Origin of the sequence: Mycolicibacterium austroafricanum (assembly GCF_902705885.1) — a bacterium.
GTDB classification, from domain to species: domain Bacteria; phylum Actinomycetota; class Actinomycetes; order Mycobacteriales; family Mycobacteriaceae; genus Mycobacterium; species Mycobacterium vanbaalenii_A.
Window position 1 is genome coordinate 35,413 of the sequence record NZ_CACSIP010000013.1, and the last position, 20,747, is coordinate 56,159.

General features: G+C 66.7%; 19 protein-coding genes and 1 pseudogene. 10 read left to right on the plus strand and 10 right to left on the minus strand.

The genetic code is table 11. The features are described 5' to 3' along the window. Window positions 1–9: 9 nt before the first annotated feature. The 9 genes from BEMPMBAN_RS10805 to BEMPMBAN_RS10845 form a co-directional block, all read right to left on the minus strand. Complete coding sequence (locus tag BEMPMBAN_RS10805; RefSeq protein WP_159230386.1) at window positions 10–1,011, minus strand: acyl-CoA dehydrogenase family protein; 1,002 nt, start codon at window positions 1,009–1,011, stop codon at window positions 10–12. Continuing rightward, the gene (locus BEMPMBAN_RS10810) at window positions 1,011–2,219 is read right to left on the minus strand and encodes an acyl-CoA dehydrogenase family protein (protein WP_159230387.1); all 1,209 of its coding nucleotides are present in this window, start codon (window positions 2,217–2,219) and stop codon (window positions 1,011–1,013) included. Before BEMPMBAN_RS10810 ends, BEMPMBAN_RS10805 begins: the two co-directional genes overlap by 1 nt. Further along, complete coding sequence (locus BEMPMBAN_RS10815; RefSeq protein WP_159230388.1) at window positions 2,216–3,133, minus strand: acyl-CoA dehydrogenase family protein; 918 nt, start codon at window positions 3,131–3,133, stop codon at window positions 2,216–2,218. The genes BEMPMBAN_RS10810 and BEMPMBAN_RS10815 overlap by 4 nt, the downstream gene beginning before the upstream one ends. Continuing rightward, a complete protein-coding gene (locus BEMPMBAN_RS10820; protein WP_159230389.1) occupies window positions 3,130–4,308 on the minus strand; it encodes an acyl-CoA dehydrogenase family protein in 1,179 nt (392 codons plus the stop codon). The genes BEMPMBAN_RS10815 and BEMPMBAN_RS10820 overlap by 4 nt, the downstream gene beginning before the upstream one ends. An 8-nt stretch (window positions 4,309–4,316) precedes the next feature. Beyond that, entirely contained in the window at window positions 4,317–5,519 is a 1,203-nt protein-coding gene (locus BEMPMBAN_RS10825; protein WP_159230390.1) for a CaiB/BaiF CoA transferase family protein, read from the minus strand. Continuing rightward, window positions 5,512–6,429 (minus strand): SDR family NAD(P)-dependent oxidoreductase, encoded by a 918-nt coding sequence (locus BEMPMBAN_RS10830; RefSeq protein ID WP_159230391.1) that lies wholly within the window; start codon window positions 6,427–6,429, stop codon window positions 5,512–5,514. Before BEMPMBAN_RS10830 ends, BEMPMBAN_RS10825 begins: the two co-directional genes overlap by 8 nt. After that, entirely contained in the window at window positions 6,422–8,269 is a 1,848-nt protein-coding gene (locus tag BEMPMBAN_RS10835) for a flavin-containing monooxygenase (protein ID WP_159230392.1), read from the minus strand. The genes BEMPMBAN_RS10830 and BEMPMBAN_RS10835 overlap by 8 nt, the downstream gene beginning before the upstream one ends. 69 nt (window positions 8,270–8,338) lie before the next feature. Further along, entirely contained in the window at window positions 8,339–9,709 is a 1,371-nt protein-coding gene (locus tag BEMPMBAN_RS10840; protein ID WP_159230393.1) for an aromatic ring-hydroxylating oxygenase subunit alpha, read from the minus strand. Continuing rightward, on the minus strand, window positions 9,709–10,560 hold the full coding sequence (locus tag BEMPMBAN_RS10845) for an SDR family NAD(P)-dependent oxidoreductase (protein WP_159230394.1): 852 nt from the start codon (window positions 10,558–10,560) through the stop codon (window positions 9,709–9,711). Before BEMPMBAN_RS10845 ends, BEMPMBAN_RS10840 begins: the two co-directional genes overlap by 1 nt. A 139-nt stretch (window positions 10,561–10,699) precedes the next feature. On the opposite strand from BEMPMBAN_RS10845, the gene BEMPMBAN_RS10850 reads away from it, so the two are divergent. The 8 genes from BEMPMBAN_RS10850 to BEMPMBAN_RS10885 all read left to right on the plus strand — a co-directional run bounded on the left by BEMPMBAN_RS10850 (window position 10,700) and on the right by BEMPMBAN_RS10885 (window position 18,760). Next, on the plus strand, window positions 10,700–12,283 hold the full coding sequence (locus BEMPMBAN_RS10850) for an SMP-30/gluconolactonase/LRE family protein (protein WP_159230395.1): 1,584 nt from the start codon (window positions 10,700–10,702) through the stop codon (window positions 12,281–12,283). After that, window positions 12,280–13,023, plus strand: a complete 744-nt coding sequence (locus BEMPMBAN_RS10855; RefSeq protein ID WP_159230396.1) for a GntR family transcriptional regulator — start codon at window positions 12,280–12,282, stop codon at window positions 13,021–13,023. Before BEMPMBAN_RS10850 ends, BEMPMBAN_RS10855 begins: the two co-directional genes overlap by 4 nt. Before the next feature lie 44 nt (window positions 13,024–13,067). Further along, window positions 13,068–14,603 (plus strand): AMP-binding protein, encoded by a 1,536-nt coding sequence (locus tag BEMPMBAN_RS10860; RefSeq protein ID WP_159230397.1) that lies wholly within the window; start codon window positions 13,068–13,070, stop codon window positions 14,601–14,603. A gap of 1 nt (window position 14,604) precedes the next feature. Beyond that, window positions 14,605–15,390 (plus strand): SDR family NAD(P)-dependent oxidoreductase, encoded by a 786-nt coding sequence (locus BEMPMBAN_RS10865; RefSeq protein ID WP_159230398.1) that lies wholly within the window; start codon window positions 14,605–14,607, stop codon window positions 15,388–15,390. Continuing rightward, complete coding sequence (locus tag BEMPMBAN_RS10870) at window positions 15,387–16,868, plus strand: acyl-CoA synthetase (RefSeq protein WP_159230399.1); 1,482 nt, start codon at window positions 15,387–15,389, stop codon at window positions 16,866–16,868. The genes BEMPMBAN_RS10865 and BEMPMBAN_RS10870 overlap by 4 nt, the downstream gene beginning before the upstream one ends. A 25-nt stretch (window positions 16,869–16,893) precedes the next feature. Further along, window positions 16,894–17,325, plus strand: coding sequence for a VOC family protein (locus tag BEMPMBAN_RS10875; protein ID WP_159230400.1), 432 nt, complete (start codon window positions 16,894–16,896; stop codon window positions 17,323–17,325). Window positions 17,326–17,353: 28 nt separating this feature from the next. Then, on the plus strand, window positions 17,354–18,019 hold the full coding sequence (locus BEMPMBAN_RS10880; protein ID WP_159230401.1) for an SDR family oxidoreductase: 666 nt from the start codon (window positions 17,354–17,356) through the stop codon (window positions 18,017–18,019). Window positions 18,020–18,250: 231 nt separating this feature from the next. Further along, complete coding sequence (locus BEMPMBAN_RS10885) at window positions 18,251–18,760, plus strand: STAS domain-containing protein (RefSeq protein WP_159230402.1); 510 nt, start codon at window positions 18,251–18,253, stop codon at window positions 18,758–18,760. 41 nt (window positions 18,761–18,801) lie between these two features. Here BEMPMBAN_RS10885 and BEMPMBAN_RS10890 read toward each other — a convergent pair. Then, window positions 18,802–19,012, minus strand: a pseudogene (locus BEMPMBAN_RS10890) (dihydrodipicolinate reductase); the annotation flags it as partial. 188 nt (window positions 19,013–19,200) lie between these two features. On the opposite strand from BEMPMBAN_RS10890, the gene BEMPMBAN_RS10895 reads away from it, so the two are divergent. Then, window positions 19,201–19,803 (plus strand): TetR/AcrR family transcriptional regulator, encoded by a 603-nt coding sequence (locus BEMPMBAN_RS10895; protein ID WP_159230403.1) that lies wholly within the window; start codon window positions 19,201–19,203, stop codon window positions 19,801–19,803. Window positions 19,804–19,927: 124 nt separating this feature from the next. Then, the gene (locus tag BEMPMBAN_RS10900) at window positions 19,928–20,575 is read left to right on the plus strand and encodes a hypothetical protein (protein ID WP_425294964.1); all 648 of its coding nucleotides are present in this window, start codon (window positions 19,928–19,930) and stop codon (window positions 20,573–20,575) included. Window positions 20,576–20,747: the final 172 nt, after the last annotated feature.

The following is a 20,747-nucleotide window of genomic DNA, read 5'->3' on the forward strand; positions in this document are numbered from 1 at the left end:
AGTGCTCCTTCATCGGTATCGCTGTGCGAGTTTTTGTCGTTGTGCTGCAGGCGAACCGAAGAGGGAACGGTTCAACGCGGCGCGCTTGAGGTAGATGTGGATGCCGCTCTCCCACGTGTAGCCGATGCCGCCGTGTAGCTGCATGGCCTTGCCTGCGACGTCGACGGCCGCCAAGCACGTGTACGACTTCGCCATCGCCGCCGCCACCCCCGCGTCGGCGTTATCGGAGACTGCGCCCACCGCTTCAGCGACGAGCTGCCGCGACACCTCGACGGCGACGAGCATGTCCGCGCACGCGTGCTTGACGGCCTGGAAGGACCCGATCGGACGGCCGAACTGGTGGCGTACTTTCAGGTAATCGACGGTGGCTGTAAGCATCTGCGCGGCCACGCCCAGGCTGTCGCAGGCGATCGCCACCGCGGCTCGGTCGTGGAAGGCCTGGGTGGCCGCCGCAGGATCACCGGCGAACTCCAGAACCTGGTCGATCTCGACGGCATCGGCGGTGACCGCGGCCAGCCGGCGCGTCTCGTCGACGACGGGCTGCGCCTGCACGGTCAGCCCGGTGGGCGGCACCACCGCGACCCCGGTCGCGGTGATCAGCAGCAGGCGGTCCGCACCGACGGCGTCGGCGACGAATTCCGCGCGCCCACTCACCCGCCCGTCGTCGATCACGAAGTCACCGGCCACTGCGCACAGCCTGCTGGGACCGTCGGCGACGGTGGTGAACAGTTCGTCGCGTATCTGGCTGTCCTGCAGCAGGTTCAGCAGACCACCCGCGAGCACCGCCGAGCCCAGGTAGCTGTTGGCGCTGGATGCCCGGCCGATCTGCTCGAGGATGACAGCGGTCTCGCCGAAGGTCGCCCCGGCGCCGCCGAGCGCGTCGGGCACCTCCAGCCCGGTCCAGCCGGCGTCGACGAGCATCGCCCAACCGACCTCGCGATCCTTGGCCAGTAGGTCACCTGCGACCGAACGCAACTCGTCGTGAAACTCGGTGAACTCGTCGGCGGCCATCACACCACGCTCGGCTCTCGCGGCAGGCCGAGCGCGCGTTCAGCGATGATGGTCCGCTGGATCTCGCTGGCGCCGCCGGGAATCGTCCATTCCCAGGAGCCGACGAAATCGAGTACCCACGCGCCCGACTCCCAACCGCTGGACATCGGTTTCGTCAACACGGTGTGCGCCGCAGGCCCGCCGATCTCGGCGGCGAAGTCGGTGAGCCGCTGCAGAAGCTCGCTGTAGTAGAGCTTGACGATCGACGCGTCCGCCGGCCCACGGGGGCCGTGCTCCACAAGTCGCCGGCACAGGCCGCGCAACCCGGTGATCTCGGTCTCGAACCCGGCGAGCCGGTCGGCCACAATCGGATCGTCGACCGGCGCGGACCGCACCAGCCGCCGGAGCCCGGCGTTGGCGAGGCGTTCGGCGAGCTCCAGCATTGTCATCCCCCGCTCGGCGCCGAGCGTCTCCTGCGCTACCCGCCAGCCGGCGTTCTCGGCTCCGATCAGATTGGCGGCCGGGACTCTCACCTCGTCGAGGAAGATCTCGCAGAAGTGTGAGTCGCCGACGGCGTTGCGGATCGGGCGCACCTCGACACCGGGCGTCGTCATGTCGAGCAGAAAGTACGAGATGCCTTTTCGTTTCGGGGCTTCGGGATCGGTGCGGACCAGCAGCAGGCACCAGTCGGCGTGCATGCCGCCGCTCGCCCACAACTTCTGCCCGCTGACCACGAACTCGTCGCCGACGCGGCGTGCGGTGGTGCGCAATGACGCGAGGTCGGACCCGGCCTCGGGTTCGGAGAAGCCCTGCACCCAGATCTCGCCGTCGAGGATCGCCGGCAGATGCCGTCGCCGTTGCTCTTCGGTGCCGGCGACCAGCAACGTCGATGCCGCGTGGTGGATTCCGACGAAGGCGAGCACCAACCGCGGGGCGTCGTGGGCGGCCAGTTCCTGGTAGAGCACCACCTGTTTCTCCACCGGCATGGACATTTCTGCTCCTCGCGTCCGCGTCGACATTTCTGCTCCTCGCGTCCGCGGACCCCCGCCCCACTCCGCCGGCCAGTGCGGGACCGCGAAGCCCGCGCTGTGCAGTTCGGCGAACCATGCCTTCTGGAACCGGACGAACTCCTCGTCGGCGACCCCGGACTGCGCGGTGCGCCAGTCCGCCGGAACGTGCTCGGCGCACCAGGCCCGCACCTCGGTACGGAAGTCGTCCAGTTCGTTCACGAGTACAGTCCTGACAGGCCGCGCCGCCCGGCGGTGCGCGTGAGGTGATCGCGGGTGGCGGACAGCCCGAACGGAAGGCGCCGCAGCGGCTGGCTGTAGCGCGACAGCCACGACAGGGTGGTCTCGTCGCAGAAGCCGACCGCGCCGTGCAACTGATGGCACACCCGGAACACCACGTCGGCTGCCTCGATCGCGGACATCCGCAGCGCCAGTGCGTCATAGAGTGCTCCGTGCTGACCGGTGGCGATGCTCCACAGCGCATGTTTGGCCAGAACGTCCAGCCCGCTGCGCTCGACCTCGGCGTCGGTCAGTTGGAACTGCACGCCCTGGAACGACGACAGCGACTGGCCGAACTGCTTGCGCAGCGTCACATGCGCCACCGTCAGCTCCAGCGCACGGTCGAGCATGCCGAGCAGAGTCCAGCACGGCAGCACCAGACCCAGCGCCACATCCCGTGAGCCGGCATCGTCGATCGGCGCCAATTCCAGTTCGGCGACGAATCCCGCCCCGGCCGGTCCGACCGCGGTGACCCGGCTGCGGTGTCCGTCCACGGTGACCGCTGCCCAGTGTGATCGGAGTCCGGCGACCGTGCCGGCCGGCCGGGTCGCGCCGACGACGATCAGGCCGTCGACCTCCAGATCGACCGGTTTGGACAGGCGCTCGGCCAACGGATAGGGCAGCGCCCAGTAACCCGCGCTGCGGCACAGTGCGGCGGCCGCTTCCAGGCCGTCGGTGTCGGCGCGCGGATCGAGCTCCCACGCGCCGAGCCCGGAGAGCACCGGCGCAACCAACGACTCCCGGACATCCGGGGCCGCTTGGGCCTGTTCCACGAGTCGGTCCCCGCCGGCGGTCTCAAAAGCGTGCCGGGCCTGGCGCCCGTACTCGAGTGCGTCTTCGCTGAGGTCCAGGATCACTTCCTGCCTCCCGCCAGCATCGCACGGGACAGCAGAATTCGTTGCATCTCAATGCTTCCCGACGACACCGTGGAGGCCTGAGAGTAGCGCCAATGGTCCTCGACCTCAGCGAGGAACCATTCCGCGCGGGCATCGGAGTGCCGCACCTCCGCCGCGATGTCCATCAGGACCTCGGCGCTGTCCTGGTCAAGCTTCGTCACCGCGATGCGGTAGGCGGCCGCGTCGCCAGGCGTGATCTGACCGCTGGCCTGCAGGGCGACCACCCGGTAGGCCAGCAGCCGGGCGCGACGGCAGTGCGTAAGCATCCGGACCCAGCGGCCGCGCAACTCGGCGGGCAGCTCGTCCCACCGCACCCCCAGCACCTCGGGAGCGGCAGCGAGCAGCCGTTCACACCGGGCATACCTGGCGATGCCAACCCTTTCGAAAGACATCACGTCCTGCACGATCGACCAGCCCTGATCGACCGTGCCCAGCACGTCGGCCTCGGTGACCCGCAGGTCGTCGAAGAACACCTCGTTGAGGTGGTGCGGGCCCATCATGCAGCCGATGGGCCGCACCGTGATGGCCGGATCGTCCATCGGCACAAGGAAGACGGTCAGGCCCTGTTGCTTCTTCTGGGTGGCGCCTTCTCCGACCCGGGACGTGCGGGCCAGCAGGAAGCACCACTGCGCCATCGTCGCGTACGACGTCCAGATCTTCTGGCCGCTGACCAGCCAGCCCTCGGATCCATCGTCGGCGCGCCGGGCATAGGTCCGAAGCGACGCCAGATCCGAACCCGCCTCGGGTTCGGAGAAGCCCTGGCACCAGATCACCTCCCCGGCGGCGATCGGCGGCAGGTGGGTGCTCTGCTGTTCGGCGGTGCCGTGGCGCATGATGATCGGCCCGACCCAGTTGACGCCCATGTACTGAGCACCGCGCGGTTCGTGGTGCGCCCACATCTCCTCGCGAACCACCGTCTGTTCCCAGACCGTCGCTCCCCCGCCACCGAACTCCTCGGGCCACGCCAGGCACAGCAGGTTGCGTGCGGCCAGGGTGCGACAGAACCGCTGCGCGGTCTGCAGGTCAGCAGGATCGTCGGTGAACGCGCCGAGAAAGTGTTCGGGTACCTCTTCGTCGACCAGATCCCGTAGTTCTCGGCGCAGAGCGGCGGCCCGCTTGCCCATGTCGAAATCCATTGGCGCCCCTACCCCGGACCTATCGCATCGAATGTCGGCGTCGGGGCGCCTCCGGCGGCCGCGGGGTCCAGCCCGAGCTCCTCGAGCACCGTCGCGGTGTCGGCACCCAGTTCCGGCGCCGGACCGCGCACCTTGCCAGGAGTTCGGGAGAACCACGTCGGCACGCCGGGGAACCGCACCTTGCCGTGCGGGGTGTCGACGGTCTCGAACAGGCCCACGGCGTTGAGGTGAGGGTTGTCGAACAACGAATCGGGAGTGTTCAGCGGTGCCGCAGGAATCTCCAGTTCACCGAACAGCGCCAACCATTCGGCGGTCGTCCGCTCTGCCAGGGTCTCGGCGACCAGTCCGTACACCGCGTCGATCTGGTGGGCGCGCATCTCGAGGGTCGCGTACAGGTCCGACGCCCACGGCGGCTGCACCGCGGCGATGAAGGCGTTCCAATGCTTGTCGTTGTAGATCAGCACGGCGATGTGGCCGTCCTTGGTGCGGTACGGACGCCGGTTCGGCGCCACCGTGCGGGGATAGACGGCAGGCCCGAGCGGGGGGTCGAACATGGCACCGTTGGCATGTTCGACCAGCATGAAGGACGCCATCGTCTCGAACATGGCGACCTCGACTTCTTGTCCCTCGCCGGTCCTCTCGCGGTGGAACAGCGCCATCATCGTCGCGTACAGCGCCGTCAACCCGGCCACCTTGTCGGCGATGATGGTGCCGACGTAGTCGGCCTCACCGGTGAGTTGCTGTTGCACATAGGGCAATCCGCACTCTGCCTGGATGGTGTCGTCGTAGGCCGGACGGTCCCGTTCGGGCCCCCGCCGCCCGTATCCGTAGCAGTTCGTGTAGACGATCGCGGGGTTGATGTCCGCGACGTCGGCATAACCGAACCCGAGCTTGGTCACGGCCTTGGACCGCATCGAGTGGATGAAGACGTCGGCGCGTTCGATCAGCGCCCGCATCGCGGCCTTGCCCGATTCCTCCTGTAGATCCAGCACCACGCTGCGCTTGCCGCGGTTGACGTTGACGAACACCCCGCTCATCCCCGATACCGGACCCACCGAGATATAGCGCGTGTTATCACCCTGCGGCGGTTCGATTTTGATGACCTCGGCGCCCATGTCAGCCATGATCTGTGTGCAGTAGGGGCCCATTACCATCGCGGTGAGGTCGACCACGCGCACCCCGGCCAACGGACCAGGCTTCGGTTCAGGCATGGCCGGCCGCCGCCATCGCGAAGCTGTACCTGATGTGGTCCCCGTGTCCGTCCGGCACCACCGGGAACCTGACGGGTTCGGACATGTCTCGGATCGTCGAGAGGTGCTCGGCGACGTCGGCGATCGTCCACGAGGGACGGTACACGCCCGGCGCCTCCGCGACGGTGGCAGCCGCCACCCGGCCGGCCAGCGCGATGAACATCTCCCCTGTGACCGAACAGGTTTCGTGTGCGAGATAACCCACGACCGGGGCGACGAGTTCGGGACCCATCGGCGGGTAGGCCGAGGTGTCGATGCCTTCGGCCATCCGGGTCACCGCCGCAGGGACGATCACATTGCTGGCCACGTTGCGCGCGGCGCCCTCCATCGCCGCGACGTTGGACAACCCGATCACCCCCGCCTTCGCGACCGCGTAGTTGGCCACTTCGTGGTTTCCGTAGAGACCTCCGATCGAGGACGTCAGCACGATGCGCCCGTAGCCCGCGTCGCACATCCGCGGGAACGCGGGTCGGACCACGTGGAAGGCGCCGCGCAGATGCACGTCGAGCACCGCCTCGAAGTCGTCGTAGGTCATCTGCGCCAGCGACGCCCGGCGCACGATTCCGGCGTTGTGCACCAGGATGTCGAGGCCGTCGAAGCGCTCGAGTGCGGTGTCGATGATCGCCTGTCCACCGGCGGGGGTCGCAACCGAGTCGGTGCTGGCCACGGCTTCACCGCCGGCGCCGGCGATCTCGCGCACCACGTCGTGGGCGGGGCCCGAGTCGGCACCGTCACCGTCGAGTGCACTGCCGGGGTCGTTGACGACGACCTTCGCTCCCTGCGATGCCAGCAGCAGGGCGTAGGCGCGGCCCAGGCCTCTGCCGCCGCCGGTGACGACGGCGACGCGGCCGTCGAATCTCAGGTCACCCATTCCCACTCTTCAGGGTCAGGCCGTCGAGATCACCCGCGTCGCGCCATTCAGCGAGCAGCTCATCGAAGGCGTAGAAACCGGGCGAGTAGAAGTCGCCGAGGAACGAGCCGTTGCCTTCCGCACCGCCACGGCCCTCGTTGTTGTAATAGCCGGGTGTGCAGGAGAGTTCGAACGCCGAGTTGTCGATCGCCAGTTCCCTGACCGTCGCGACCCAGGCGCTCTGTCCCTCATCGCTCGGCTCGACCGTGGTGGCGCCGCGATTCTGCGCCTCGGCGAGGATGTAGGCGATGTGCTTTGCCTGCTGCTCGAACATCGCGGTGGTGTTGGCTGAAACCCCACCCTGGATGAAACCGGTGAAGAACATGTTCGGAAAGCCCTGGGTGGTCATGCCGTGCAGCGTCTTGTAGCTGTCCTGCCAGTACTCGAAGAGTGACAGCCCGTCGCGCCCTTCGATGGCATCGATCGCATATCGTCGGCTGATCTCGGTGGAGATCTCGAACCCGCTCGCGAAGATCACACAGTCGACGTCGTACTCGACACCGTCGGCGACGATCCCGTTCTCCGTCAACCGTTCCACTCCCTTGGTGGCGGACACGTCGACGAGCGTCACGTTCGGCCGGTTGAAGGCCGTCAGATACTCCTCGCTCGAACACGGTCGCTTGCACATGAACCGGTAGTACGGCTTGAGGGCCTCCGCCGTCGCGGGATCGTCGACCACGGCTGCGACGCGGCGCCGCAGCCGCTCCATGATCTTGTAATCCTCCTCTTCCCGGAAGGCCATGATCTGTTCGATCGTCACCGCCGTGGGATCCTCGCTGCCCGCGATGCGCGCGGTCAGGTTGCGGCCGAGCTCGGTCCAGAAGTCGCACACCAGATCCGGCTCGCCGAACACCACTCCGACGAACGGTGACCAGTTGTGGAAGTTGCGCTTGCGCTCCTCCTGCCAGCCCGGCTGCAGGCCGGCGGCCCAGTGCGGGTCGGTCGGCGTGTTCGCGCGCTCGTCCACCGATGAAGGGGTTCGCTGGAATACGTAGAGCTGCTTGGCGTCTCGGCTCAGGTGCGGCACCAGCTGCACACCGGTGGCACCGGTGCCGACCAGTGCGACGCGCTTGTCCGCCAGCTTGTCCAGGCCGCCGTCGGCGTCGCCGCCGGTGTAGTCGTAATCCCAGCGGGCGGAGTGGAAGACGTGCCCCGCGAAGTTCTTGATGCCCGGGATGTCGGGCAGCTTCGGACGGTTGTACGACCCTTGGGCCATGACCACGAAGCGGGCCTTGATGTCGTCACCGCGGTCCGTGCTGATCTGCCACCGCTCGAGGGAGTCGTCCCAGCGCAGTTCGCGGACCTGGGTGGAGAACAATGCGCCGTCATACAGGCCGAAGTGCTTACCGATGTTGCGGCAGTGCTGAAAGATCTCCGCGCCGTCGGCGAACTTCTTGCTCGGCATGAAGTCGAGCTCTTCGAGCAGCGGGATGTAGCAGTAGGCGTCGTTGTCACACTGGATTCCGGGGAAGCGGTTCCAGTACCACACGCCGCCGAAGTCGCCGGCCATCTCGATCACGCGGACGCCCTCGACCCCGGCCTTCTTCAGGTACGCGCCGGCCAGCAGCCCGGCGAAACCTCCGCCGAGGATCACGACCTCGGCGTTCTCGACCACGGGGTCGCGCTCCGTCACCGTGGTGTAGGGATCGATCTCGTAGAACTCGGCGAAATCGTCCTTGAGCTCCAGATACTGCTTGGCGCCTTCTGGTCGCAGTCGCTTGGCCCGCTCCTGCGCGTATTTCTCGCGCAGTGCCGCAATGTCGATGTCGGTGGGCGTGTCAGTGGGACCGCAGGTCTCCATGTCTCTCCTCTTCGTGGCGATTTCGGCGTGTTCATCGTCGGTGGGCGGCGACAAGCACGCCCAAATCGCTCAGAGTTCCTGGGGTTCGCCGGTTCCCATGTACTTGGACAGCTGGTAGTGCAGGTTGACGGTGCTTCGCTCGCGGTACGGGTTGGGCTTGGTCCCGGGGAAGCCCGCCGACTTCATGCCCTGCTGAACCGCGGCCATGTTGGAGAAGTCCTGCGGAAGCACCGACAACCAGTTCGGGCTGTCCTTGGGGGTGTACTGCCATTCGGTCTGCGGCTCTTGGTCTTTGGGGTACAGCTCGAACACGGCAACCTCGAAGATGCATTTGTCGGGGTTGTAGCTCGGATCTGGCCGGGCGGAGTAGCACAGCGCGCTGGTCAGGCCCTGACCGATCTGGAGGTTCGGGAAGATCTGCCACGCCGTCCCGCTCTGGCCGAGAATGTCGGGCGGGATCGTCGGCCAGATCACGCCGCGGGCCTCGTCGTCGCGACGGGCCGAGGCCAGCCAGTGCTGCAGCACCTTGTCGGCCGGGGTGCCCTCGGGCAGTTCGTCGACCAGTCGCTTGGCCGCGTTCACCAGCGTTTCCGTGGTGGTGGCGTTGGTCTGTTCCCAGGTGTACATCTGCATCTCCGCGGTGGAGACGCGCGGGTCGTCGCCGGTGCCGAGGCGGATCTTGGACTTGGTCTCGTCCATCCCCTTGGGTGCGTCGTAGCCGATGTTGCTGTGCCTGCCCTGCGCCTTGGCCCAGCCCTTGAACTCCCCGAACTTGTTGAACTCCGGGTGCGTGGTGAACACGTGGTAGGTCTCATTGAAGGCCTCGAGCGCGACTTTCCAGTTGCAGTCGAAGTACAGCCACTTGCGCCACTTGTAGCGCATGTTCTCCAGCCCGAAGGGGTCGAGGATCTTCGCCGCCGGGAACAGGTAGTCCGCCAGCGGCTCGCAGTCGGGATCCATGTTGACGAAAAGCCAACCCCCCCAGGTGTCCACCCGGACGGGAACGAGGTGGGTGTTCTGCGGTGTCAGCGCGCCCTTCCAGTCGTCCTGTTCGCGGATGTGGGTGCACGATCCGTCCAAACCGTATGTCCAGCCGTGGAATCCGCACACGAAGGATTTCCGGGTGCGACCGACCGTGTTCTTGTCGCCTTCGGGCGTGTCGACCAGCTTTCGACCACGGTGCATGCACACGTTGTGGTGGGCGGAAAAGGTGTTCGCGCCCGTTCGTACGACGATGATCGAGTCGTCCAGGATGTCGTAGGTCAGGTAGCTGCCGATTTCGGGGATCTCCGCGACCCGCCCGACCTGCTGCCACACCTTTCGCCACAGTCGGTCCCGCTCGGCTCGGGCGTACTCTTCCGAGATGTAGGCGTCGACACCGATGGTCATCGGCTCCGACAATTCCTCGGCGACATCCACGTTCGCGTCGAGATCGGTCATCAGATCCTCCTCATGGCTGCTCGGAAGGACTCGTCTTTGAGGAACAGCGACGTGTTGTCGGCGCCCAGATGGGTCCACTTCAGGTTCAGGCCGCCATCGACCAACAGGGTCTGGCCGGTGATGTAGCTCGACAGGTCCGACAGCAGGAACAGAATGGCCCCGGCCTGCTCGTCGGGTGTGCCGCGACGACCCATGGCGATCGCGGTTCGGTCACGCTCAGGGTCCTCGTCTACGTAGGTGGCCGACGCCGCCGTCTCGGTGACGCCGGGAGCGACGGCGTTGACCCGGATGCCTTCCGTGGCCAACTCGACGGCCATGGTGCGCGTCATCGCGACGACCGCGGCCTTCGCCGTCCCGTAGGCGATATGGAACGGGGCGGTGTTCATGCCGCTGATGGAGGAGACCGACACGATCGACCCCGGGTTCCCCTGAGCGCGGACCTCGGTGGCGACTGCCTGGCTCATGAAGAACGCCGTCTCCAGGTTCGCGGTGAACAGGGCGCGCCAGTCGTCCCGGTTCACGCGGGTGGCGGGCATCCAGGTCGCGGGAGCGGCACCGCCCGCGATGTTCACCAGTCCGTGGAGATTTCCGTCGGTGCGCCGGACCTGATCGATGACCGTCGCGATGCCGTCGTCGGTGGATGCGTCAGCAGCGACGGGCACGACGGACAGCCCGCGCTGCGCCAGGGGAGCCACGTGCTGTTCGAGATTCTCCGTGGAGCGACTCACCGCCACGACCGTGGCGCCCGCCTCGGCGGCCAGCCGCGTCACCGTCGTTCCGATACCGCCACCACCTGCGCCGGAGACGACGACCACGCGGCCGCCGAGGTTGATTTCCAGGCCTGGCGACATCTCACTTGTCCGGACAAATAATGATACTCTGCATATTGCAGAACACTATTCCGCAGGACTTATACGGCCGTCAAGGCCGATTCTGTCGCCGCGTGCGCGCTATTGTCTGGACTAGGGCAGCTTGCTAACGTCCGAACGCATGAACGCCAGGTACGTTGCGCAGGACCCGACCACGGCTGCGGGATGGCAGCTCCAGCGGGTCACTGCACCGAGCCGGCTGTTCGGCGCCAACGGCCTGCGCACGGGCCCCGATGGACGCATCTATGTCGCGCAGGTGACGGGCAGCCAGATCAGCGCTCTCGACCTGGAGACCGGGGTGGTGGACACCGTCAGCGCCAAGGGCGGGGACATCGTCGCGCCCGACGACGTCGCCTTCGGCGCCGACGGCACGCTGTACGCGACCGAGGTGATGGACGGCCGGGTCAGCGCGCGCGACCCCGCGGGTCGCACCCGGGTGCTGCGCGCCGACCTACCGTGCGCGAACGGCATCACCGTGCACCGGGGCCGCCTGTTCGTCGGAGAGTGCCGGGACGGCGGCCGGCTGATGGAACTCCCGCTCGACGGCGGCGAACCGCGGATCCTGCTCGACGACCTGGCCTCTCCCAATGCGATGGAGGTGGGCCCCGACGGGTTGTTGTACTTCCCGCTGATGACGGCCAACGAGATCTGGCGAATCGATCCCGACGGTGGCGAGCCGCAGCGCGTCGCAGGCGACCTCGGGGTTCCCGACGCCGTGAAGTTCGACTCCCACGGATACCTGGTGTCGACGCAGGTGGCCAGCGGGCAGGTGCTGCGCATCGATCCGCGCACCGGTGACCAGGCGCTGCTGGCCCAATTGAGCCCGGGGTTGGACAATCTCACGTTTGTCGGCGATCGGTTGTTCGCGTCCAACTTCACCGGTGAAATCACCGAGATCCTTCCCGGGCAGCACACACAAACGGTGCTGCCAGGTGGCCTGAACTGGCCGCTCGACCTCACCGTCGCCGACGACGGGCAGCTGTACGTCGCCGATGGCACGTACTTCTATGCCGTCACCCCCGAGGGCGCACTGCAGACCGTCGGCATGCTGTTCTCTCCGGGCTACCCCGGCTTCCTGCGCGGCGTCGCGGCGGTCGGCTCCGGTGAGTTCGTCGTGACCACCTCTGGCGGACAGGTCGCGCGATACCGGCCGGCGGCGGGCGAGACCGACTATCTGGCAACCGACTTCGATCAGCTCTACGGCGTCGCCGTCGACCGTGACGGCGCGATCGTGTTCGCCGAACTCGGTACCGGACGGGTCCTGAGTCTGCGCGGTGACGCCGTGGAGACGCTGACCTCCGGGCTGCGGCAGCCTGTCGGTGTGGCCTTCGATCTCGACGGCGCCCCACTGGTGGCCGAGTCCGGGGCGGGCCGGGTGGTGCGGTTGACCGGCGGCGGGGCGGAGACGGTGGCCGAAGGCCTGCAGCGGCCGCAGGGCATCCACGTCCACGACGGTCGGCTCTACATCGTGGACGCGGGCGCGAAGGAACTCGTCGAGATCGACCTGAACACGAACGATCGGAGCACCATCGCGAGGGGCCTGCCCGTCGGTCCCCCGCCCGGCGTCGAGCCCAAGCCACTCAAGGGGATGCCGCCGTTCTCCGGTCCACAGGGTCCGTTCGCCGGGGTGACCAGCGGACCCGATGGCACGCTGTACATCTCGGCCGACGGTGACGGCAGTGTGCTGGCGGTGCGCCGAACATGACCACCACGGCCGGCGAACACCGCTACCTGCAGGTGGCACGCGCGCTCCGCAAGGAGATCGTCGACGGGGTCTACCCGGTGGGCTCGCAGCTTCCCACCGAACACGAGCTCTGTGAACGGTTCTCGGTGAGCCGCTACACCATTCGCGAGGCGTTGCGCCGGCTGCGGGACGACCATCTGGTCTCGTCCCGTCCGCGGGCGGGCACCCTGGTGGTCCCCCGCCCCAACACGAACTCCTACGAGCAGGACGTCATGTCGATCGACGACCTGCTCGCCTTCGCCCAGGGCGCCCGCTTCGCGATCGACACCAACGCCATGATCACCGTCGACCGCACGCTCTCGGAGCTCACCGGGCTGGCGGCGGGCACCGAATGGCTTGCGGTGAGCGGATACCGACGCGCCGATGAAGACTCGGCGCCGATCTGCCGGACCGAGTACTACATCAATCGCGGCTTCGCGGCGGTCGGCAGGCTGCTGCACCGCCACACCGGACCGATCTTCCCGCTCATCGAAGATCTGTTCGGCGTCAGCGTCGTCGAGGTCCACCAGGAGATCTCCGCAGTGATCCTCGACGCCGAGATCGCCGAGCACCTGCAGGTCGAGGCAGGCACCGCTGCGCTGCAGATGCAGCGTAGCTACACCACTTCCGACGGTCAGATCGCCCAGGTGACGGTCAACACGCATCCGGCGTCGAGGTTCAGGCACACGATGACGATGCGCCGCGTGCGGGACGCACAATGAAGCCGGAGCCGGGACGCACAATGAAGCCGGAGCCGGGACGCACAATGAGGCCGGGGCCGGGACGCACAGAGAGCCCCGGGAGCGCGACTTTGGCCGACGCGCTGCGTCACGCGGCACGTGCCACCCCCGACCGAGTTCTGTTGCGGGACGACGCTAACAGGGTGACTTGTGCGCAACTGCTGGATCAGGCGACCGCGCTGGCGCACGCACTGCTCGCGCGGATGCCGGTCGGCAGCGTGGTGTCGTTCATGGTGCCGAACTGGCGCGAGGCCGCGGTCATCTACCTGGGAACCACGCTGGCGGGCATGGTCGTCAACCCGATCCTGCCGTCGTTACGTGACCACGAGCTTGCCTTCATCCTGTCCGACGCCGAGAGCCGGATGATCTTCATCCCGCACACCTTCGCCGGCCACGGCTACGCCGCGATGCTCGACCGGGTGGTCCGTGGGTTGCCGTCACCTCCGCAGGTCGTGGTGGTACGCGGCGACGCAGGGGAACACACCGCGTTCGAGGATCTGTTCGGCGAGTCGACCAGCGGGACGCTGCCGGCCCTGGACCCCGGCGCCACCCGCATGATCCTCTACACCTCCGGAACCACCGGCCGGCCGAAAGGCGTTCTGCACAGCCATGCCTCACTGAACGCGCTGATCACTCAGCTGGGTGAGCACTGGATGATCGCGCCCGGCGACACGTTTCTCGTGCCGTCTCCGATCGCCCACATCGGTGGATCGATCTACGCGTTCGAGTGCCCGCTGCTACTGGGCGCCGAGGCCGTTCTGATGCAACGCTGGGATCCCGACGCCGCTGTGGCGCTCATGCTGGAGCACCGATGCAGCCACATGGCCGGGGCGACAACGTTTCTCGAGGGGCTGCTGGCCGCTGCGCAGCGGGCCGACACCCGCCTTCCGGATCTCAAGGTGTTCATCTGTGGTGGCGCCTCGGTCCCGCCGTCGCTGATCCGCCGCGCCGCAGACTACTTCGAGCGTGCTTGCGTGACCCGGGTGTACGGCTCCACAGAGGTGCCGGTGACCACCGTCGGTTCCCTCGGTGACGTCGACAGCGCCGCCGACACCGACGGCCGTCCCGGCATCGCCGACATCAGGCTTGTCGACGGTGAGATCCGCGCCCGCGGACCCCAGATGCTCGCCGGCTATCTGCATCCGGAGGACAATCGCGACTCCTTCGACGACGCAGGCTATTTCCGCACCGGAGATCTCGGCCGCTTCACCGACGACGGCTGCCTGGTGGTGACCGGCCGCGCCAAGGACATCATCATTCGCAACGGCGAGAACATCTCTCCCAAAGAGGTCGAGGACATTCTGATCACGCATCCACAGATCACCGAGATCGCGATCGTCGGCGTCCCCGACACCCGCACCGGTGAGCGGGCCTGCGCGGCCCTCGTTCCCACCACCCCACCCGGGCCCGACGTCTCAGAGCTGCGGAAGTTCCTGGCCGATCGCGGGGTCGCGAAGTTCAAGGCGCCCGAGGACGTGGTGCTGTTCGAGGCGCTACCGAAAAACGCTGCGGGCAAGGTCCTCAAACACACGATCAAGGCGAAGCTCATGGAAGGTGCTTGACATGCAGGTGGCGATTGTCACGGGTGCCAGCAGCGGCATCGGGTTCGGCTGCGCGACCATGCTTGCCGAGCAGGGCATGGCGGTGTTGGGCACCGGCCGCGATCCCGACCGGCTCGCAGAGCTCGAGCGAGCCGTCGGCGATCCCGATCGGATCGCGACGCTGGCGGTGGATCTCACCGCGGACGACGGGCCACAGCAGATCGTCGCTGCGGCCCTCGATCGGTGGGGGCGCATCGACTTCCTGATCAACAATGCCGGTGTGGGCAGCCCGAAACCGCTGCACGAGACCGACGACGAGTCGCTGGACTATTTCCTGGGTCTCATGCTGCGCGCACCGTTCCGGCTGGCACGCGACGTCGTCGTCCACATGGAGCCGGGGTCGGCGATCATCAACGTGACGTCGACGTTCGCGGTGGTCGGCGGCCTGCGAGGCGGCGCCTACTCGGCCGCCAAGGGTGGCCTGACGTCGCTGACCACCCACATCGCCTGCCAGTACGGCGCGCAGGGAATCCGGTGCAACGCAGTCGCTCCCGGTGTGACCCTCACGCCAATGGTGGCCACCCGCCTCGAGGATGAGCGCTTCCGCAAGATCAACACCGAGATGACGCCGCATCAACGGCTGGGCAAGATCGAGGACATCGCATCCACGGTGGCGTTCCTGTGCTCTGAGGGTGGCAGCTTCATCAACGGGCAGACCATCGTCGTCGACGGCGGGTGGAGTTCGACTAAGTACCTGTCCGATTTTGCGCTGAACGCCGAATGGATCCCGCGTGGGTCTTCATCATGAACCTGTTCGCCCTGCTCGACCAGGCCGCAGCCCGGCACGGTGACCGGGGCGCGGTGTATCACGGCGAGCGCCAAGTGCATTCGTGGTCCTCTCTGCGGGAGCGGGCGCTGCGGCTGGCTGGTTCGTTTCGTGAGCTCGGGTACGGCGCACGGGTCGCGGTGGCCAGCGAAAACTGCCCGGAGATCGTCGAGTTGATGTTCGCGATCTGGGCGGCAGAGTGTGTCTTCGTGCCGATCAACTACAAGCTGCATCCCCGCGAGATGGAACAGATCGTCGCCGACTCGGGTGCCACCCGCATCTTCGCCTCCTCCAAGATCGGCGCCCAGCTGGAGGCCGGGACTGCCGTTCCTGTCGAGACCATCGGCGGCGAGCGGTACCAAAGCCGCTGTGCCGCTGAGATGCCGGACCCACCCCGGTTCACCGACCCCGGGACCCTGGCCTGGCTGTTCTACACCAGCGGCACCACAGGACGCTCCAAGGGCGCGATGCTGTCGCACCGCAACCTGATGGCGATGACGGTGTCACACCTCGCCGACTTCGATGCACCGGACCAGAACTGCAGCCTGATCCACGGCGCCCCGATGTCACACGGATCGGGACTGTATGTGCCGCCCTATGTGTTACGCGGTGCCCGGCAGGTGGTGCCGGCGTCGGGGGTGTTCGAGCCGACGGAATTCCTCGACCTGTGCGAACAGCACCCCGGGTGCAGCGCCTTTCTGGCACCGACGATGGTGGCCCGGCTGGTTCAGACCGGGCGTGCCAAACCCCGCAATCTGCAGACGATCGTGTACGGGGGCGGACCGATGTACGTCGAGAGCCTGAAGAAGGCGATGGCGGCGTTCGGTCCGATCTTCGTCCAGCTCTACGGGCAGGGCGAGGTACCGATGACCATCACCGGTCTGCGCCGGGCCGACCATGTCGCCGCTGACGGATGGGCTTCCGACGCGGTGCTCGGCTCGGTCGGGTACGCGCGCTCCGGCGTCGACGTCGCGGTGCTCGGTCCCGACGGCGCGCCCGCCGGTATCGGGGAGATCGGCGAGATCGTCTGCCGCGGAGACGTGGTGATGTCCGGGTACTGGCACAACCCGGACGCCACCGACGCGACATTGCAGGGCGGCTGGCTGCACACCGGCGACATGGGGTCCTTCGACGCCAACGGCTTCCTCACGCTGCGCGACCGGTCCAAGGACGTGGTGATCAGCGGTGGCAGCAACATCTACCCGCGCGAGGTCGAGGAGGTACTGCTCGAGCACCCCGCGGTCGTGGAGGCCGGCGTGGTGGGCGCTCCCGATGAGGAGTGGGGCGAGGTCGTCGTCGCGTTCATCGTCGGCGAGGTCGCGGCGGCCGACCTGGACGCGCACCTGCTCGAACGCATCGCGAGGTTCAAGCGGCCCAAGCGCTACGAGTTCGTCGACGAGCTGCCGAAGAACAGCTACGGCAAGGTCCTCAAGCGGGAGTTGCGCGCCCGAGTTCAGTGAGGCGAATGGTCCGTAGGATGGCGCCATGGGTGTCTTCGCCTCTGCGATCCCGCGGTTTCATCTGGCGGTGCCGGTCGACGATCTGGCCGCCGCCCGCCACTTCTACGGTGAAGTGCTCGGTCTCGAGCAAGGACGCAGCGACCAGACCTGGGTTGACTGGAACCTGCACGGGCACCAACTCGTCACCCATCTGGCGCCCGACCGGATGGCTGCGGTCCACAACCCCGTCGACGGACACGACGTGCCGGTCCCCCACTTCGGATTGATCCTTTCCCAGACGGCTTTCCACGAGCTCAGCGACCGGCTGCGCACCGCGGGCGTCGATTTTGTCATCGAGCCGTACGTGCGATTCGCGGGTGAACCCGGCGAGCAGTGGACGATGTTTCTTCTCGACCCCGCCGGGAATGCTCTGGAGTTCAAAGCGTTCGCCGACGATTCACAGGTCTTCGCGACCTAGGAGGTACGACGATCTAGGAGGTACGACGATGCACGTGGTGATCGCCGGAGGGCACGGCAAGATCGCGATGTCCCTGGAACGGTTGCTGTCCCAGCGCGGCGACACGGTGACGGGCTTCGTCCGCAACCCGGCGCACTCTTCGGACCTGGAGCGCGTCGGAGCAGACGCCGTCGTGGTGGACCTCGAGGAGGCGTCGGCCGACGACGTCGCCACCCATCTGCGTGGGGCCGATGCGGTGGTGTTCGCCGCCGGCGCCGGTCCGGGCAGCGGAGCGGCACGCAAAGAAACCGTGGACCGAAACGCGGCGATCCTGCTGGCCGACGCCGCCGAACAGGCAGGGGTTCGCCGCTACGTGATGATCTCGTCGATGGGAGCCGACGCGGACGCACCCGATGATGTCGGGGATCCCGTTTTTGTCACCTACCTGCGCGCGAAAGGCGCCGCCGACGACAACATCCGCAGCCGCGACACACTCGACGCCACCATTGTGCGTCCGGGTCTGCTCACCGACGACCCGGGGACCGGCCTGGTGACGATCGCTACTGAGACCGGTCGCGCCAGCATCCCCCGCGAGGACGTGGCGGCCGTCCTGCTCGCGGTGCTCGACACCCCGGAGACCGCCGGTCAGACGTTCGAGGTCATCTCCGGTGACACCGCGATCGCCCAGGCGGTCAACGCGCCGACCCGCACTTGACGACGGATTCCGTCGCACCTGAGCGCCTGAGCGCTACATGGTGGCCGCTGCCGGGGCCGCCTCCGACGGGAACCGGCAGCTAGCGCGGCAGAATCAGAGTTTTCTCAAGGTGCGGACAGACAACTGAATCCGCACTATCCTCACAAGCGGTTGAGTTCCCAGCCTGGGTACGTCGGCGCCGTTGGCGTACCGCAACAGCTCTGATGCAACACAACCCGGGGGATGTGAGCGATGACCGCACACGGTGACAACCTGATCTTCCGACCGGACCCGGCATCAGCGGTCGGGACACAACGGTGCGGCGGGGCGACCTTCGCCGTTCGACAGCCATCGTCGACCAGGATCTGTGTGGCCGTCATGGGCGATGTCGACGCGGTCAACGGACGTGCCCTGGGCCGCTACGTCGAACGCCACACGAGAGGTTCCAGACAACTGGTTCTCGACCTGCGCGCCGTCGACTTCTTCGGGACTGCCGGGTTCACCGCGCTTCATTTCACCAGCGTGCACTGCACCCGCAGCGATGTGGACTGGGTGATCGTCGGCAACCGCTCGGTGCGGCGTCTTCTCTCCGCATGCGATCCGAACGGCGAATTGCCACTGGTCGATGAGCTTTCGTCAGCTCTGCTGCGACTCGACCGCCTCGCGCAGTGCTGTCATCCCGTGGTCTGGACCGGACGATCCGGGTGGCACACCGACAATGGGCCACGGGCTCCCGTCGACCATCCGTCGGTTGCCAGCTGACCGTCTCACCACATCAACCCGCGGATCAGCTCGGTCGGCGGGATGTCCTCCACCGGCCGGGTCTCCCCCAGCGCCGTGTAGACGACACAGTCCGGCTTCAGCGCGATCAACGCGTCCAGGTCGCCGGTGGCGACCGATCTTGTTCGCACCGGAGGCGTGCACACCCACCAGTTCAAGATCGGGTCTGCCGATGATCGCCCGTAACGCATGGCGTCCCGCGTTGCCGGTGGAGAACTGCACTACTCTGCGCATCACCCGCGCGATGTCCTGGCCGACGCCTTGCCTGCCCCGGTCACGATGGCGACCTCACCACTCAGGTCGAACTGTTTCAACGCCATCAGCGATTCCCCTCCACGAGTGCTGCCCATCTAACGGGTCCTTCTGACTTAAGTCAATCAAAAGCTCGTGCGGATCGCCCTGCCAGACGATACTGTTCGCGAATGGCACTGGTAGGCAGGCCCTCTCTCCGGCAGACGCGGCGCCTCCAGACTCGCGAACGGTTGTTGGGAGCAGCAATCGCCGAGTTCAAGCGGTCAGGACTCGCCGCGGCAGACGTCGGTGCCATAGTGTCGGCCGCCGGGGTCGCGCACGGCACGTTCTTCTTTCATTTCCGGACAAAGGAACACGTGCTACTGGAGTTGGAGCGCCGCGAAGAGGAGCGCATTGCCAAGCAACTCACCCGCTTCGCCCGCTCACCTCGCGATCTGGAATCCATCCTCCACGAGTCGGTCCGACTGGTGATGGGATTGGAACGTCGACTCGGTGCGCTGTTGTTCAAAGATTTTCTTGCTCTGCACTTCTCACAGACGCGACCGCCAGCCGAGGCGGTCGACCACCATCCCGTGGTCGTCGCGGTGGCCCAAGAGATCGAGCACGCCCGAACACTGGGCACGGTTGATCCGGATGCCGACCCGATGAACTGCGCGGTGTTCTTCCTGCTCGGTCTGTACGCGCTACTGACTACCACGCACGAGTGGCCCGGCCAGGCCGCGATGCTCGATGAGTACCTGGCGCGGACATTGCGCAGCATCTGCGCGGAGTAGCGGATTGACTCCTTCGTTTCATTGACTATAGTCAGCTCGCATGAAGCTGCCCACGGTCGGAGGGCGCCGGGATTCCGGCGGTGCGGCCACCCCCACACGCTCCCCGAGTGGACTCGACGAACACATGGAGGCGTCCCAGCGGGCACAGCGCCAGGCGGACAAATGGCTCATTTCCGGCAGCCTTCTGATCGGGACCGCCGCTCTGGGAATCTTCGGCCTCCCACTGTTCCTGAGGGGCGTCTGGTTGCTCCGCAGGGCGCAACGCCAAGGCCTGTCCGTGCGCCCGATGCTGGTGACCCTGATCGGCTATCTCGTCATCATCGACGCGGCGATCAACACCGTCGGATGGGCCCTGGACCTGGTCGCCAACCACACCATCCTCGCCCGAATCCTGTTGAACGGCTGGGGGGCGATGTTCGACGCCGGCTACTTCTGGCACTACAACGAGCTCTGGTTGGGTGGCGCCGCCGGGCCCGGTGAAAAGGCCATGGAAGTCGGCATGATCCTGACCGTCTTCACCATGCGTATCGCGGCAGCCATCGGTTTCCTCCAGATGAAGCGATGGGGCCACCAGTGGATGATCATCACATGTTGGATGGGCATCCTCATCTGGTGCCTGTACGTGTTCAACATGACGATGTACGCCGATGTCCGGTTTGCCGGCGTCGTGCTGCCCGTCGTCGGATGGTGGCTCTACGACATCTTCTACATCACCCCCTTCCTCGCGATCCCGTACCTCCACTCGGTGAACCGTGAAATCTTCTCCGACTAGCTGTAATGACTTCACTCATTGACGACACTCAATGCCAATCGACGACTGGAGGTCCGATGACCAACCCCAGCTACGAGGAGAACTGACGTGGGCGGCTGGATCTGGGAGATACTGCGCTACGTGGCCGCCTGGGGCGGAACCGCACTCATCATCTGGTTCTGGTACTGGATGT

Coding starts and splice junctions, on each gene's coding strand:
- BEMPMBAN_RS10880 (WP_159230401.1), top strand. CDS start 17,354: ATGCACGTGGTGATCGCCGGAGGGCACGGCAAGATCGCGATGTCCCTG.
- BEMPMBAN_RS10830 (WP_159230391.1), bottom strand. CDS start 6,429: ATGGGTGACCTGAGATTCGACGGCCGCGTCGCCGTCGTCACCGGCGGC.
- BEMPMBAN_RS10820 (WP_159230389.1), bottom strand. CDS start 4,308: ATGGATTTCGACATGGGCAAGCGGGCCGCCGCTCTGCGCCGAGAACTA.
- BEMPMBAN_RS10835 (WP_159230392.1), bottom strand. CDS start 8,269: ATGGAGACCTGCGGTCCCACTGACACGCCCACCGACATCGACATTGCG.
- BEMPMBAN_RS10855 (WP_159230396.1), top strand. CDS start 12,280: ATGACCACCACGGCCGGCGAACACCGCTACCTGCAGGTGGCACGCGCG.
- BEMPMBAN_RS10825 (WP_159230390.1), bottom strand. CDS start 5,519: ATGCCTGAACCGAAGCCTGGTCCGTTGGCCGGGGTGCGCGTGGTCGAC.
- BEMPMBAN_RS10850 (WP_159230395.1), top strand. CDS start 10,700: ATGAACGCCAGGTACGTTGCGCAGGACCCGACCACGGCTGCGGGATGG.
- BEMPMBAN_RS10885 (WP_159230402.1), top strand. CDS start 18,251: ATGACCGCACACGGTGACAACCTGATCTTCCGACCGGACCCGGCATCA.
- BEMPMBAN_RS10865 (WP_159230398.1), top strand. CDS start 14,605: ATGCAGGTGGCGATTGTCACGGGTGCCAGCAGCGGCATCGGGTTCGGC.
- BEMPMBAN_RS10860 (WP_159230397.1), top strand. CDS start 13,068: ATGAGGCCGGGGCCGGGACGCACAGAGAGCCCCGGGAGCGCGACTTTG.
- BEMPMBAN_RS10875 (WP_159230400.1), top strand. CDS start 16,894: ATGGGTGTCTTCGCCTCTGCGATCCCGCGGTTTCATCTGGCGGTGCCG.
- BEMPMBAN_RS10845 (WP_159230394.1), bottom strand. CDS start 10,560: ATGTCGCCAGGCCTGGAAATCAACCTCGGCGGCCGCGTGGTCGTCGTC.
- BEMPMBAN_RS10895 (WP_159230403.1), top strand. CDS start 19,201: ATGGCACTGGTAGGCAGGCCCTCTCTCCGGCAGACGCGGCGCCTCCAG.
- BEMPMBAN_RS10870 (WP_159230399.1), top strand. CDS start 15,387: ATGAACCTGTTCGCCCTGCTCGACCAGGCCGCAGCCCGGCACGGTGAC.
- BEMPMBAN_RS10805 (WP_159230386.1), bottom strand. CDS start 1,011: ATGGCCGCCGACGAGTTCACCGAGTTTCACGACGAGTTGCGTTCGGTC.
- BEMPMBAN_RS10840 (WP_159230393.1), bottom strand. CDS start 9,709: ATGACCGATCTCGACGCGAACGTGGATGTCGCCGAGGAATTGTCGGAG.
- BEMPMBAN_RS10900 (WP_425294964.1), top strand. CDS start 19,928: ATGGAGGCGTCCCAGCGGGCACAGCGCCAGGCGGACAAATGGCTCATT.